The 13,851-nt window shown below is 71.0% G+C and carries 11 protein-coding genes and 2 pseudogenes; 7 read left to right on the top strand and 6 right to left on the bottom strand.

Annotated elements, in window-relative coordinates; translation table 11 throughout:
• Positions 1 to 30: 30 nt before the first annotated feature.
• Together ACF08M_RS15130 and ACF08M_RS15135 are read right to left on the bottom strand one after the other, a co-directional pair.
• Positions 31 to 795: an anti-sigma factor domain-containing protein gene (locus ACF08M_RS15130; RefSeq protein ID WP_392185691.1), complete on the bottom strand. Its 765-nt coding sequence runs from the start codon at positions 793 to 795 to the stop codon at positions 31 to 33.
• On the bottom strand, positions 792 to 1,376 hold the full coding sequence (locus tag ACF08M_RS15135) for a sigma-70 family RNA polymerase sigma factor (RefSeq protein ID WP_392185692.1): 585 nt from the start codon (positions 1,374 to 1,376) through the stop codon (positions 792 to 794). The genes ACF08M_RS15130 and ACF08M_RS15135 overlap by 4 nt, the downstream gene beginning before the upstream one ends.
• Before the next feature lie 341 nt (positions 1,377 to 1,717).
• Between ACF08M_RS15135 and ACF08M_RS15140 the strand changes: the two are divergent.
• Both ACF08M_RS15140 and ACF08M_RS15145 read left to right on the top strand, forming a co-directional pair.
• A pseudogene (locus ACF08M_RS15140) lies at positions 1,718 to 2,484 on the top strand (ABC transporter ATP-binding protein).
• Positions 2,481 to 3,258 (top strand): annotated as a pseudogene (locus ACF08M_RS15145) (ABC transporter permease). The pseudogenes ACF08M_RS15140 and ACF08M_RS15145 overlap by 4 nt, the downstream one beginning before the upstream one ends.
• Before the next feature lie 100 nt (positions 3,259 to 3,358).
• Here ACF08M_RS15145 and ACF08M_RS15150 read toward each other — a convergent pair.
• On the bottom strand, positions 3,359 to 4,201 hold the full coding sequence (locus ACF08M_RS15150) for a siderophore-interacting protein (protein ID WP_392185693.1): 843 nt from the start codon (positions 4,199 to 4,201) through the stop codon (positions 3,359 to 3,361).
• Positions 4,202 to 4,282: 81 nt separating this feature from the next.
• Complete coding sequence (locus tag ACF08M_RS15155) at positions 4,283 to 5,191, bottom strand: 5'-3' exonuclease H3TH domain-containing protein (RefSeq protein ID WP_392185742.1); 909 nt, start codon at positions 5,189 to 5,191, stop codon at positions 4,283 to 4,285.
• A gap of 452 nt (positions 5,192 to 5,643) precedes the next feature.
• On the opposite strand from ACF08M_RS15155, the gene ACF08M_RS15160 reads away from it, so the two are divergent.
• The 4 genes from ACF08M_RS15160 to ACF08M_RS15175 all read left to right on the top strand — a co-directional run bounded on the left by ACF08M_RS15160 (position 5,644) and on the right by ACF08M_RS15175 (position 10,774).
• Positions 5,644 to 6,717, top strand: a complete 1,074-nt coding sequence (locus ACF08M_RS15160) for a glycine betaine/L-proline ABC transporter ATP-binding protein (protein ID WP_392185694.1) — start codon at positions 5,644 to 5,646, stop codon at positions 6,715 to 6,717.
• Positions 6,710 to 9,343: an ABC transporter permease/substrate binding protein gene (locus ACF08M_RS15165; RefSeq protein WP_392185695.1), complete on the top strand. Its 2,634-nt coding sequence runs from the start codon at positions 6,710 to 6,712 to the stop codon at positions 9,341 to 9,343. Before ACF08M_RS15160 ends, ACF08M_RS15165 begins: the two co-directional genes overlap by 8 nt.
• Before the next feature lie 162 nt (positions 9,344 to 9,505).
• Positions 9,506 to 10,051, top strand: coding sequence for a helix-turn-helix domain-containing protein (locus ACF08M_RS15170; RefSeq protein ID WP_392185696.1), 546 nt, complete (start codon positions 9,506 to 9,508; stop codon positions 10,049 to 10,051).
• A gap of 15 nt (positions 10,052 to 10,066) precedes the next feature.
• Positions 10,067 to 10,774 (top strand): helical backbone metal receptor, encoded by a 708-nt coding sequence (locus ACF08M_RS15175; RefSeq protein WP_392185697.1) that lies wholly within the window; start codon positions 10,067 to 10,069, stop codon positions 10,772 to 10,774.
• Here the strand turns inward: ACF08M_RS15175 and ACF08M_RS15180 are convergent.
• Positions 10,713 to 11,864, bottom strand: a complete 1,152-nt coding sequence (locus tag ACF08M_RS15180) for a TDT family transporter (protein ID WP_392185698.1) — start codon at positions 11,862 to 11,864, stop codon at positions 10,713 to 10,715. The two genes, ACF08M_RS15175 and ACF08M_RS15180, sit on opposite strands and share 62 nt — an antisense overlap.
• A gap of 70 nt (positions 11,865 to 11,934) precedes the next feature.
• Here ACF08M_RS15180 and ACF08M_RS15185 point away from each other — a divergent pair, with 70 nt between their 5' ends.
• Positions 11,935 to 12,858, top strand: a complete 924-nt coding sequence (locus tag ACF08M_RS15185) for a LysR family transcriptional regulator (RefSeq protein WP_392185699.1) — start codon at positions 11,935 to 11,937, stop codon at positions 12,856 to 12,858.
• Between the two features lie 154 nt (positions 12,859 to 13,012).
• Here ACF08M_RS15185 and ACF08M_RS15190 read toward each other — a convergent pair whose 3' ends face one another.
• Entirely contained in the window at positions 13,013 to 13,783 is a 771-nt protein-coding gene (locus ACF08M_RS15190) for a gamma-glutamyl-gamma-aminobutyrate hydrolase family protein (RefSeq protein ID WP_392185700.1), read from the bottom strand.
• Positions 13,784 to 13,851: the final 68 nt, after the last annotated feature.

Consider the following 13,851-nt stretch of genomic DNA (forward strand, 5'->3'; position numbering starts at 1 on the left):
GCGGTGGTCGGGCCGGGGCAGGGTGTCGGGTCAGGCGTTCGGGAAGTCCAGCAGGGCCATCGGGACGGACGTCGGCTGTGCGGATCCGCGGGCCGGTTCCATGGTGACGCGCACGCCTGTGGCGCTGTCGACGGGACCGTCCAGCAGCGTCGCGTGCGGCGTCGGCGAGGTGTCCGCCGCCGCTATGAGGCCCGCGGAACGCATGGTGCCGCCGTCGTCGAACCACAGTTGGTACACCTTGCCGCCAGATGGTTCCCGCATCCCCGACGCCAGGAATACGGCGCGGTTCTCCTTCTTCGAAACGACTACGGTGCCCTTCGCCCCGTTCCCGAGCGGGCGGGATCCGGTGTGGGCATCGGGTGCCGCCAGGACCAGGGCCGGCTCGGCGTTCTGCCGCTGCGCGGCGCGGGCGTCCTGCTGGGCGGTCCGGGCCTCCTGGTTCTGCCACACGGCGATTCCGCCGAGGCACGCTGCGGCCGCCAGGCATGCGGCGAGGGCGAATCCCGGCCACCGGCAGGCCTTCTGCGTACCTCTCCCGGTGCATGACGGCCGGTCGCGCGAGGGGGACTCCTGACGCACGGTCGCGATCTCCCGCAGTACCCGGTCGCGCGGCGCACGCGGCGGAGCCTCGGCCACCGCGATCCCGAGCCGGGTGGCGGTCTCCGGCAGTTCGCGCACCTCCACGGCGCAGGCCGCGCAGTCGCCGAGATGCCGTTCGAAGTCCCGCCGCTCGGCCTCCGACAGGGCGTGCAGGGCGTAGGCCCTGGTCGGCGTATGCAGTTCGGCATGGCTCATGCGCCCACCCCGAGGCAGTCGCGGAGCCGGATCAGTCCGTCGCGCAGGCGTGTCTTGACCGTCCCGAGCGGTACGGAGAGCAGCTCCGACACCTCGCGACACGTCAGCCCCCGGTAGTAGGCGAGGTCGAGGGACTGCCGTTGCAGCTCGGAAAGCGTCCGCATGCAGCGGCGTACCTGTTCGCACTCCAGCCGGCTCTCGACCTGCTCGGTGACCTCGTCGAACGCGGGCGTACGGTCCAGCAGCGCCGCGCTGTGTTCACGCGCCGCCGACGCCTCGGCCGCACGCACCCGGTCCACGGCGCGGCGATGGGCCAGTGTCAGCACCCAGTTCATCGCGCTGCCGCGGGCCGCCCGGAAGCGGGGGGCGGTTCGCCACACCTCGACCAGCACCTCCTGCGCGACCTCCTCCGACTGGGCGGGATCGCGCAGTACGCTCCGGACCAGCCCGAGGACAGGGCCGCTGACCGTGTCGTACACCTGGGTGAAGGCATCCTGGTCGCCCCGGGCGACCATCCCCAGAAGCTCCTGGAGATCGGGCCCCGCCGAGGGTGCTCGGCCGATGTGCACGACTTCCTTCACGCGGGCTTCCTTCCTGATCGCACATCGGTCCGCCGAAGTGATCCGGAGCCGATGGCGGTACGGATTGGTCGGTGCGCCGGATACTTCCACGCCTCCGGATATTTCCACGCCTCCGGGATTTCGCGGTACACATCGTCCTGAACCTGGAACGGAAGGACCCCGGCGGGAGCTGTTGGAGCAGCGACCGCCGGGGTCTCGAACCCCGGACCGGCCATGCCGTGAAGGCGAGCCGGGCGATCGAGGTGCGGCAGGATAGCCCGGCGCTTTTCACGCGGATCGGCTCGGCATGCCCGAGTGCTCGGTGCGCCCGAGCACCCCGCTGACCACAGGAGAGCTCTGCCATGAGCACCCGTGCGCCCGCAGTGACGGCGCGACAGCTGATCAAGACCTACCCCGGCGGCGTCACCGCACTGCGCGGCATGGACCACGACGTCGACGCCGGTACGGTCTTCGGACTCCTCGGCCCCAACGGCGCCGGAAAGTCCACCACCGTCAAGATCCTCACCACTCTGGCCCGCCCCGACTCGGGCACCGCGAGCGTCGCCGGACACGACGTCCTGCGCCATCCCGACCGGGTCCGCCGCGCGATCGGCGTCGTCGCCCAGAAGTCCGGCGCCGACCCGGTCGCCACCGGCCGCGAGAACCTCCTGCTCCAGGGCAGGCTGTACGAAATGCGGGGCGCCGCCGTCCAGCGCCGCACCGACGAGCTGCTGGACCGCTTCGATCTCGCCGATGCCGGGAAGCGCCCGGTCCAGGGGGTATTCCGGCGGAATGCAGCGGCGTCTCGACGTGGCGCTCGGCCTCGTCCACCGCCCCGAGGTGCTGTTCCTCGACGAGCTCACCACCGGCCTCGATCCCGAAGCCCGCACGGCCATGTGTCGACGGCCGACGGGTGAGCGTACGCGCCGAGGACGGCGCCGCTGCCGTCCCCGTCCTGCTCGCCGCCCTGGAGCGGGCCGGTGCGGCGGTCGCCTCCGCCACGGTGGCCCGCCCCTCCCTCGACGACGTGTATCTGCGCCATGCCGGACGCCGATTCTCCGAGGCCGAAGCCGCGGACGCCGGGCAGCTCCCTGCCCCTGCCCCCGCTCCCGCAGGAGGCGCCCGATGAACAGTCATGTGCTCGCCCAGACCTGGTACATGACTCAACGTCAGCTCATGGAGATCATCCGTCAGCCGGTCTTCCTGGCGATCTCTCTGGTCCAGCCGGTCATCTGGCTGTTCCTGTTCGGCAACCTCTTCAGGAAAGTCGTCGAGCTCGGCGGTTTCGGCACCACGTCCTATCTGGACTACCTCGTCCCCGGCATCGTGGTGATGAGCGCCCTCGGATCGAGCATGTGGGCCGGTATGGGCACCCTGGAGGAGATCGAGCGCGGCACACTCAACCGCTTCCTCACGACACCGGTCAGCCGCAACGCGCTGATGAACGCCAACGTCGTGCAGAACGGCATCAGCATCGCCGTGCAGTCCGTCATCATCGTGCTGCTCGGCCGGGCCGCCGGCCGACTACCCGGGCGGTGCGGCCGGGCTGCTGATCCTGGTCGTCGCGTCGACCCTGCTCGATACGGTCTTCGGCGCGCTGTCCAACGCCCTCGGCATACTGGTCCGCCGGCGCGAGTCGATCATCGGCATCAACACCTTTCTGCTGCTGCCGCTGACCTTCCTCTCCTCCTCCTTCATGGCGCCGAGTCAGATGCCGTCCTGGATGCGGCACATCGCCGACTTCAATCCGGTCAACTGGGCGATGGTGGCGGGCCGGTCGGCGCTGACCGCCGATCCCGACTGGGGCCTGGTGCTCAGCCGCGGGGGAGCCCTGACGCTCCTCGCGGCGGCGGCGGTCCGGCTGTCGACCCGTACGTTCCGCTCGTACCAGAAGTCCGTCTGACCCCGGCCCCGTCGCGGCGACGCGCGGTCGGCCCGGTCCGGGACTCCGCTCCCGGGCCGGGGCGTACGGAGGTGAGCCGGTGCACGGAAGTGAGCCGGTGCTACGCGGCGTTCTCCTGCTCGCGCTCCACCTGTGCGTTCCATTCGCGCTTGACCGAGCGCCAGGCGTCGTCGTTCTGGCCGAGCCGCCAGTAGCCCGAGATCGACAGCCGGGGGAGCGGGATCTTACGGTCCAGGCGCAGATGGCGGCGGATCTCCTTCACGAAACCCGCCTCACCGTGGACGAACGCCTGGACCTCGCCCGCCGGGAATTCCAGTTCCTTCACCGCGGCGGTCAGCGCCTCGCCGACCGGGCGCTCCCCGCGGTGCAGCCAGGTCACCTCGACGCCGTCGGGCGTCACGATCTTCTGCTCCTCCGCCGCGTCCGCCACCTCGACGAACGCGCGCACCACCGCGCCCGCCGGCATCTGCTCCAGGGCCGCCGCGATGGCCGGGAGGGCGCTCTCGTCGCCGGCCAGAAGGTGCCAGTCCGCCGAGGCGTCCGGGCCGTAGCCGCCGCCCGGGCCGAGGAACGTCACCTGGTCGCCGGGGGCCGCCCGCAGTGCCCAGGGACCGGCGAGGCCCTGGTCACCGTGGACCACGAAGTCGATGGCCAGTTCCCGGGCGACCGGATCCCAGGAACGCACCGTGTATGTCCGGGTGGTGGGCCACAGCTCCCGCGGCCGCTCCTCGCGGATGCGCTCCATGTCGAACGGGTGCGCGTAGTCGGCGCCCTCGGGGGCGAAGCAGAGCTTGACGTAGTGGTCGGTGAACCCGGCGAGCCCGAAGCCGGCGAGACCGTCACCGCCGAGCACCACGCGGACCATGTGCGGAGTGATCTGCTCGGTGCGCAGAACGTGGGCTCCCTGCGCCTTCGGTGCCTGCCGTGCCGGTCGTTCTGCCACGAGGTTCTCCCTGCTCCGATTGCTTAGGCTTACCTAAGTTAGCATCTCGGCCGGGTGCTGTGGAGGGGCGGAGGGGCGGAGTCAGGCGCGCAACGCGGAGAGCAGTCGTTGCAGCGCACCGCCCAGTCCCCACTGCTCCGCGAGGGCTTCGAGTGCGACGGGGTCGCGCGGCTCGGACGGCAGTACCGGGGTGAACTCCGGCAGGGGGACGTCACCGGCGACGCGGACCACCTTCGGTGCGACGGCCACGTAGTCCCGTGCCTCGTCGAGCCGCTTGCGCTGCGAGGGTGTCAGCCCGGCGGACGGATCGTCCACGGCGGCCATGATTCCGGCCAGATCGCCGAAGGAGTCGAGCAGCTTCGCGGCCGTCTTCTCGCCGATGCCCGGGACGCCGGGCAGCCCGTCGCTCGGGTCGCCGCGCAGCAGGGCCAGGTCGGCGTAGCCGGGGCCGTCCACCCCGTACTTCTCCCGCAGCCACGCCTCGTCGGTCAGCTGGAGCGAGCCGACCCCCTTCAGCGGGTAGAGCACCCGGACCCCGCGGTCGTCGTCGACCAGCTGATAGAGATCCCGGTCCCCGGTGACGATGTCCACGGGGCCGGTGGCCAGGCCGGTGAGCGTGCCGATCACGTCGTCCGCCTCGTAGCCCGCGACACCGACCCGGGCGATGCCGAGCGCGTCGAGCACGTCCTCGATCACCGGTACCTGCGGGGCCAGGGTGTCGGGGGTCTCCTCCTGGTCGGGCAGCCCCTCGCCGGTCTCCACCGCGACCCGGTGTGCCTTGTACGAAGGGATCAGCTCCACCCGCCAGTGCGGCCGCCAGTCCGCGTCCATGCAGGCGACCAGGTCGTCCGGGCGGTGGTCCTGCACCAGGCGCCCGATGAAGTCGAGCAGCCCGCGCACGGCGTTGACCGGTGTCCCGTCCGGGGCGCGCACCGAATCGGGGACCCCGAAGTAGGCGCGGTAGTAGAGGGAGGCGGTGTCGAGGAGCATCAGGCGTCGCGTCACACCCCGATGATGCCGCACCCCACCGACACCGGCCGCCGCACCTCACCGACACCGGCCGCCGCACCTCACCGACACCGGCCGTCGCACCTCATCGGCGCGGGCCGCGACGCCTCGCCGGTGCCGGTCGCCGCGCCTCACCGCTCCGGCATCGGCTGTGGCGGGTGTCCGCGCCGAAGAGTGACGCCAGAAATCCCCGTTCATATGTGACTTGAATCACTCTTGTGTTTGGCTCGTGTAAGTGGGGGCAGGCGCGCAGCCGGAGCGGATCACGTAGCAGTTTCAACCAATGCACGTGCCATGCGGGCCGACCCCGTGTCGCTCCACGGTCTGCCGGAGGGGGTGGCAGACCGTTTTTCCGTTCAACGCGCGAGGTGTATGTGTCAAGGCTGCAAGCCGAACACTTGTACAAAGTGTTCGGCAGACGACCCGATCAAGCCGTGCAGAGACTCGAAAACGGCGCCGACCGTGACGAGCTGCGCGCCGACGGAACGACCGCAGCGGTGATCGACGCCTCGTTCACCGTCGAACCGGGACAGATCTTCGTCGTGATGGGTCTGTCCGGGTCCGGAAAGTCCACGTTGCTGCGCATGCTCAACGGACTTCTGGAGCCCACAGCCGGTCGCGTGCTGTTCGACGGCCAGGACCTGACCGCCCTGAGCCCCGCCGAGCTGCGTCATGTCCGGTCCTCCAAGATCAGCATGGTGTTCCAGCACTTCGCGCTCTTCCCCCACCGGAGCGTGCTGGAGAACGCCGCGTACGGCCTGGAAGTACAGGGTGTGCCGCGCGCCGAGCGCGAGAAGCGTGCCGCCGAGGCGCTGGAGCTGACCGGCCTCGCCGGCTGGGAGAAGTCCTGGCCCGACGAGCTCTCCGGCGGTATGCAGCAGCGTGTGGGCCTGGCCCGCGCCCTGGCCACCGACGCCGACCTGCTGCTGATGGACGAGTCCTTCAGCGCGCTCGACCCGCTGATCCGCCGCGACATGCAGGACCAGCTGCTCGAACTGCAGAAGCGCCTGAAGAAGACCATCGTCTTCATCACCCACGACCTCAACGAGGCCATGCGCCTCGGCGACCGCATCGCCGTGATGCGCGACGGGAGGATCGTCCAGCTCGGCACCGCCGAGGACATCCTCGTCACCCCGGCCAACGACTACGTCGCCTCGTTCACCCAGGACGTCGACCGCACCCGGGTGCTGACCGCGGGCGCCGTCATGGCCGAGCCGCACACCGTCATGGGCACCACCACGGACGACGGCGAGGAGCTGCGCAATGCCGCCGACGTCCTCAGGGCGGCTCCGGCCACCGTCACCGAGTCCACGCCGATCATCGACCTCTTCACGCCGTGTTCGCGCAGCGGAGTCGCGGTCGCCGTGGTCGACGCCCAGGGCAAGCTGGTCGGCGTCGTGCCCCGCGCCCGGCTGCTCGCCGTCCTCGGTGAGCCGATGACCCCCACCGAGCCCCCGCAGGACGTCAGGCCCCCAGCGGCCGGCACGAAGAAGGTGGCCAATGTTTAGGCTGCCTCTCGGTGACTGGGTCGACTCCGCGGTCGACTGGCTGCAGACCCACCTGTCCTGGCTGTTCGACGCGATCAGCTCGGTCGTCAGCGGCATGTTCGACGGCATAGCCGCCGTGCTCTCCGCCCCCGCGCCGCTGATCTTCGCGGGCATCGTCGCCGTCATCGCCTGGTGGCTGCGCGGTCTGCTCGCGGGGGTGCTCGCCTTCGTCGGCTTCGCGGTCATCGACTCCGTCGAGCTGTGGGACGAAGCGATGGACACCCTCACGCTGGTGCTCGTCGCCACCATCATCGCGCTGGTGCTGGCCGTACCGCTGGGCATCTGGGCGTCCCGCTCCAAGACCGTCAGCGCGGTGACCCGGCCGGTCCTGGACTTCATGCAGACCATGCCCGCCATGGTCTATCTGATCCCCGGCGTCATCTTCTTCGGCGTCGGCGTGGTGCCCGGCATCATCGCCACCATCATCTTCTCGCTGCCTCCGGGCGTCCGGATGACCGAGCTCGGCATCCGCCAGGTCGACAGCGAGCTCGTGGAGGCGGCCGAGGCCTTCGGCACCACCCGGCGCAACACCCTGCTGCGGGTGCAGCTGCCGCTCGCCCTGCCCACGATCATGGCGGGCATCAACCAGGTCATCATGCTGGGCCTGTCCATGGTGGTCATCGCCGGCATGGTCGGCGGCGGCGGCCTCGGCGGCGCCGTCTACCGCGCCATCGGCAACGTCGACGTCGGCCTCGGCTTCGAGGCGGGCATCTCCATCGTCATCGTGGCGATGTACCTGGACCGCATGACCGGCGCGCTCGGCCGCGAGGTCTCCCCGCTCGCCCGCCGCGCGCTCGCCAGGGCGCAGGCGATGTCCGGCGGACTGAAGATCTGGAGCCACCGCCCGCAGCCCGTCGTCGCGGTCGTCGGCGTCGTCGTCCTCGCGCTCGTCGCGGGCGGCATGGGCCTCTTCGGCTCCTCCGACTCGGGCAAGGCCACCGCCGGCGGTGCCTCGGACGTCGGTAAGGGCAAGAAGATCAGCATGGGTTACATCCCGTGGGACGAGGGCATCGCCTCCACCTTCCTCTGGAAGGAGATGCTGGAGCGGCGCGGCTTCGAGGTCGACGTCAAGCAGTACGAGGCCGGTGCGCTCTACACCGGTATGGCCAACGGCCAGATCGACTTCGAGACCGACTCCTGGCTCCCGGTCACCCACGCCAGCTACTGGAAGAAGTACCAGGACCGCCTGGAGGACGTGGGCTCCTGGTACGGCCCCACCTCGCTGGAACTGGCCGTGCCCTCCTACATGAAGGACGTCCAGTCCCTGGACGACCTCAAGGGCAAGTCCGCGCAGTTCAAGGGCCGGATCGTCGGCATCGAGCCGAGCGCCGGCGAGATGGGCCTGCTCAAGGACAAGATCCTGCCGGGCTACGGCCTGGACAAGGAGTACAAGGTCGTCGACGGATCCACGCCGTCGATGCTGGCCGAGCTGAAGCGGGCGTACGCCAAGAAGGAACCGATCGTCGTCCCGCTCTGGTCGCCGCACTGGGCCTACAACCAGTTCGAACTGACCAAGCTCAAGGACCCCAAGGGTCTCTGGGGCAAGGGCGACGGCATCCACACCCTGGCCCGCAAGGGCTTCTCCGCCGACAACCCCGAGGTCGGCAGCTGGCTCAAGAACTTCAAGATGAGCGAGGACCAGCTCACCAGTCTTGAGGCGGAGATCCAGAAGGCCGGCTCCGGCAACGAGCAGACGGCCGTCCGTACCTGGCTGAAGGCCAACCCGGGCGTCGCCGACAAGTGGACCCCCGTCGCCGGGGCTCCCGCGGCCAAGGGCGCGAGCGGCAAGGACGAGCGGAACCGCGCCGTCGAGATGGCCTGGTTCCCGTGGGAGGAGGACATCGCCGCCACGTACCTGTGGAAGGCGGTCCTGGAGGAGCGCGGCTACAAGGTCAACCTCAAGCAGTTCGAGGTCGGCCCGATGTACGCCGCGATGTCCCGTGGCCAGATCGATGTGCAGTTCGACGGCTGGCTGCCGTACACCCAGAAGAACTACTGGGACAAGTACGGCTCCCGGCTGACCGACATCGGTTCGTGGTACGGCCCGACGTCCATCGAGGTCGCGGTGCCCTCGTACGTGAAGGACGTCAAGTCCCTCGCCGACCTCAAGGGCAAGTCCGCGCAGTTCAAGGGCCGGATCGTCGGCATCGAGCCGGGCACCGCCACGATGGAGAACCTCAAGAAGAACGTGCTGCCGGCGTACGGCCTGGACAAGGAGTACAAGGTCGTCGACTCGTCGACGCCCGGCATGCTGGCCGAGCTGAAGCGGGCGTACGCCAAGAAGGAGCCCATCGCGGTGCTGCTCTGGACGCCGCACTGGGCGTACAACGAGTTCGGCATGACCAAGCTGAAGGACCCGGAGAAGGCCTTCGGCGACGGCGACCGGCTGCACACCATCGCCAGCAAGGACTTCCCGGAGAACTACCCGCAGCTGACGAAGTGGTTCAAGAACTTCAAGCTGAGCGAGGACCAGCTCGCCGGCCTGGAGAACCAGATCCAGAAGCTCGGCGCGGGCCATGAGGAAGAGGCCGTGAAGGCCTGGATGCAGAAGAACCCGGGCATCGTGGACACGATGGCTCCGCAGTAGGGCCTGAACAGAGCCCGGAATACGAGAAGGGGTGGGCGCCGCCGGTGGCGGGCCCGCCCCTTCCGGCTGTCCGGAAGACGTCCATCCGTCGGCCGACCTTGCGCAACCGTGTGCGTAATGTGCTGGCAGCCGGAAGGATGACGAGTCGGGAGGGAGCCGGACATGGACGAAAAGGAAGCACTCCGCGTGGGCGCCGCGGTCCGCCGACAGCGCAGATCCCTGGGGCTCACACTGGCCGTGGTCGCCACGCGCAGCGGCCTGTCCGTGCCGTTCCTCAGCCAGATCGAGAACGAGCGGGCCCGGCCCAGCGCCCGCTCGCTGGACCGGGTCGCCGAAGCCCTGGAGACCACCACGGCGCGGCTGCGTGCCGCGGCGGACTCGGCGCGCGCCGTCGAAGTCGTACGGGCGGACGAGGGCGACGGGGTGCGCAGGGTGGTGCGCGGGCGCCATCAGCTCAGCGCCTTGGAGTTCACCGGTGAGCTCGACCTCGGGCGTGAGTTCCAGCACCGCAACGACGAGGTGATGTACGTGGTGCACGGGGCCGTGGAAGTGGAGGCCGAAGGGCAGGCGTACCGGCTGGAGCAGGGCGACACGCTGTTCCTGTCCGGTGGGGTGCGGCATCGCTGGCGGGCCACGGTGCCCGGTACGCGGCTGCTGGTCGTCGCCGTCGCCGAGCACATCGACGCCACCTTCGACCCGCGTCGCTGAGAGGGGCTGTCCGCCGTGCGAGCCGTCTCCCTGGTTCCCTCGCTCACCGAGGCCATCGCCGTCACCGCCCCCGGCCGGCTGGCCGGAGTCACCGACTGGTGCACCCACCCGGCCGGCCTGACCGCCGCCCGCATCGGCGGCACCAAGAATCCCGACGTGGCGGCGATCGTCGCGCTCCGGCCCGATCTCGTCGTCGCCAACGAGGAGGAGAACCGGGCTCCGGACCTCGCGGCGATCGGGGCCGCCGGGATCGAGGTGCTCGTCACCACGATCCGCACCCTCGACCAGGCCTTCGAAGAGCTGGAACGGGTCCTGGCAGCCGTCTGCGGCCGGCCCAGGCCGCGCTGGCTGGACGAGGCCGAGGCCGCCTGGGCCGCGCTCCCGCCGCCCCGCGCCCCGCGCCGTGCGGTCGTGCCGGTCTGGCGCAGGCCCTGGATGGTGCTGGGCCGCGACACCTTCGCCGGGGACCTGCTGGCCCGGCTCGGCGTGGAGAACGTCTACGCGGGCCACGCCGAGCGCTACCCCCGCATCCCGCTCGACGTGCTCAACGCGGCGGGCGCCGACCTCGTCGTCCTGCCCGACGAGCCGTACCGCTTCACCGTGGACGACGGGCCCGAGTCCTTCCCCGGACTGCCCGCCGCACTTGTCGACGGGCGGTATCTCACGTGGTACGGGCCGTCACTGGCGCAGGCGCCTGCGGTGCTGCGAGCAGCGCTCCGCTGAGCAGCCCGCGCAGCGTCCGGAGCCCGGCCACCGCCCACGCCGTCACCAGCAGCACGTACAGCGCGACGGCCAGCCAGGTGTACGCCGTGAGGCCGGTGTGCCGGGCCAGGCCGGCGGCGCCCGTGACACATGTGCCGACGGGGAAGGTGAAGCCCCACCACGTCATGCTGAAGGTCATGCCGTTCCGTACGGCCCGCACCACCAGTGCGACGGCCAGTGCCAGCCACATCAGCGCGAAGCCCATCACGGGCACCCCGTACAGCACCGCGAACGCCTCCAGGCCCGAGGCGTACGGCGCCCCGATCGCTCCCGGCGCCACATCGGCGAGCTGGTTGACCGCGGTGGTCGACTGGCCCAGCGGGCCGAGGACCAGGAACAGCGTGGGGGTCAGCGCGAGCGGCAGCGGGCCCTGATGGACGAGCCGGGCGAAGATCAGCGGCAGCATCACCAGCGTGGCGAGCAGGCTCAGACCGAACATCATGTAACAGGCGAGCAGCATCGCCTCCCGCCACTGGCCGGCCGGGAGCTCCGGCACCAGCAGCGGACCGAGTGCCGCGGAGACCATCGGTGCCACCACCGGAAGCAGCCACACCGGTGACGCGGTGCCGGGCTCGACCCGGTGGCGTACGACCATCAGGTACGGGATCGCGACCGCGGCGGCCAGCCCGATCACCGTGCCCGCCGTGTACAGCACCACATCCAGGGCCAGGGCCGCCCCGTGCCCGATGACGTCCTTGCCGACCACCATGGACGAGCCGCCGACCGCCAGCAGGGCCATCGAGAGACAGCCGTAGAACGGGGCGACGGCGGGGTCGAGCAGATGGGCGCGGGCCTGGTCGCGATGGGCGATCCAGTGCCCGGCACGGGCCGCGAGTACGACGGCGAGCATGATCGTTGCGAGTCCCCACACCACCGTGCAGGCACCCCGGAGTCCCGGGATGTGGACGGGCAGCGCCGCACCGGCGCTCGCGACGATCGCAGTGCCCATGACGCTCGCGTACCAGTTGGGGCCGAGGTACCGCAGCTGAGGAAGGCGCAAGGCGGCCGGGTACGGGGCTGGGGACTGCTGTGTCTGCGGAAAGATGGCCATGCCACGATTTTCGCGGTGCGGCCGGGGCCCCACCAGGGACGCCGTGTCTATGAGGCCATAAGGTGGCTTTATGACCGGTGAAGAACATGTCCCCCTCTTCCACCGGGTCCCCGACCTCGGCGCGCTGGAGCTGCTGCTCGCGGTCGCCCGGCACGGCAGCCTGGGGCGTGCGGCGCGGGACGTCGGCATCACCCAGCCCGCGGCCAGCAGCCGCATCCGGTCGATGGAGCGGCAGCTCGGCCTGGCCCTGCTGGACCGTTCGCCGCGCGGCTCCCGGCTCACCGACGCGGGCGCGCTGGTCACCGACTGGGCACGCAGGATCGTCGAGTCGGCCGAGGCGTTCGACGCCGGCGCGCAGGCACTGCGCGACCGGCGGGACTCCCGGCTCCGGGTCGCCGCCTCCATGACCATCGCCGAATATCTGCTGCCGGGCTGGCTGATAGCCCTGCGGGCCGAACGGCCGGACACCGCGGTCTCGCTGCTCGTCGGAAACTCGGCGGCGGTCGCCGGGCGGCTGCTCGTCGGCGAGGCCGACCTGGGCTTCGTGGAGGGCCTGTCCGTGCCGGCGGGTCTCGACGGCACGGTCATCGCCCACGACCGGCTGGTCGTCGTGGTCGCCCCGTCCCACGCCTGGGCCCGCCGCCGTGCGCCCCTGAACCCGCAGGAGCTGGCCGCGACCCCGCTGATCCTGCGGGAGCACGGCTCGGGCACCCGTCAGGTGCTGGACGCGGCGCTGGCCGCGCACGGCGGTCTCGCCCAGCCGCTGCTCGAACTCTCCTCGACGACCGCGGTGAAGGGAGCGGCGGAGAGCGGTGCCGGGCCGTGTGTTCTGAGCGAGCTGGCGCTGGGCGAGGAGCTGTCCGCCAGGCGCCTGGTCAAGATTCCGGTCGCCGGGGTGCGGCTGAGGCGGCAGCTGCGGGCGGTCTGGCCGTCCGGCCACCGCCCGACAGGGCCGGCGCGCGATCTGCTGTCGCTGACGGGACAGGACAGGTAGCCGACGGGACGGGATGGGACGGGTGGCGGGGTTGCGCGCCGGTGCGTTCCGCTTCCGCTTCCCGAAGCCGCGTGCGCTTCCCCGAGCCGGGGTGCCCCTCAGAGCCTGCCGGGTGACCTCGGCCACGCCCGATCAGAGGTCACCCGACAGGCTCTCAGGGCCGTGAGCGTTCGCCGGCTCCCGCCCCCCGCGACGGCGCGAGGTCCTCGAACGGCGTACGGGCCGGGACCAGCCGGGCCGTCGAGGCCGACACCAGTGCCTGCGCCAGCCGTGTGTCGTCGCCCATCTCCGGGTGCCACTGCACCCCGAGCACCCACCGCGGCCCGGGCAGTTCGATCGCCTCGACCGTGCCGTCCGCCGCGTGCGCGGACGCCACCAGGCCCGGCGCGAGCCGCTCCACGCACTGGTGGTGGTAGGTGGGCACGGCGGACTCCTCGGGCACGATCGACGCGTAGAGCGTGCCCCGCACGGGTGTCACGGGGTGCGCGCCGAGGATTCCGGTCGCGCCCAGCGGGCCGGCGTGGCCGTCGAGATGCTGGGTCAGCGTGCCGCCGAGCGCCACGTTGAGCAGCTGCATGCCCCGGCAGACGCCGAGCACCGGTGTGCCCGATTCCAGCGCGGCCTCGATCAGGGCCAGCTCCCAGACATCGCGTTCCCGTGCGGGCGGGCCGGTCCGGAAGTCGCGCTCCGCGCCGTACAGCCCGGGTTCCACATCGGCGCCGCCCGCGATCACGAGGCCGTCCAGCCGGGCCACCGCGGCCGCGGCCCGGACGGGGTCGTCCGGCGGGAGCAGCGCGGCCAGGCCGCCGGAGCGCTGGATCATCCGTGGATAGGCGGCCGGGAGAAGGGCGGCGGGCAGCTCCCAGACACCCCAGCGGGCCACGGGCTCCAGATAGGTGGAGACGCCGATGAGAGGTTCGGACACGGGGCGGTCCCTCCGGTCGGCCGCCTGCGCGGGCGGGCTCGGTTGCATGGCTTCAATGGTGGCAGAGA

This window comes from Streptomyces sp. NPDC015032 (assembly GCF_043080425.1).
In the GTDB taxonomy this organism is placed as follows: domain Bacteria; phylum Actinomycetota; class Actinomycetes; order Streptomycetales; family Streptomycetaceae; genus Streptomyces.

Coding starts and splice junctions, on each gene's coding strand:
- ACF08M_RS15185 (WP_392185699.1), top strand. CDS start 11,935: ATGACCGGTGAAGAACATGTCCCCCTCTTCCACCGGGTCCCCGACCTC.
- ACF08M_RS15165 (WP_392185695.1), top strand. CDS start 6,710: ATGTTTAGGCTGCCTCTCGGTGACTGGGTCGACTCCGCGGTCGACTGG.
- ACF08M_RS15130 (WP_392185691.1), bottom strand. CDS start 795: ATGAGCCATGCCGAACTGCATACGCCGACCAGGGCCTACGCCCTGCAC.
- ACF08M_RS15170 (WP_392185696.1), top strand. CDS start 9,506: ATGGACGAAAAGGAAGCACTCCGCGTGGGCGCCGCGGTCCGCCGACAG.
- ACF08M_RS15180 (WP_392185698.1), bottom strand. CDS start 11,864: ATGGCCATCTTTCCGCAGACACAGCAGTCCCCAGCCCCGTACCCGGCC.
- ACF08M_RS15155 (WP_392185742.1), bottom strand. CDS start 5,191: ATGCTCCTCGACACCGCCTCCCTCTACTACCGCGCCTACTTCGGGGTC.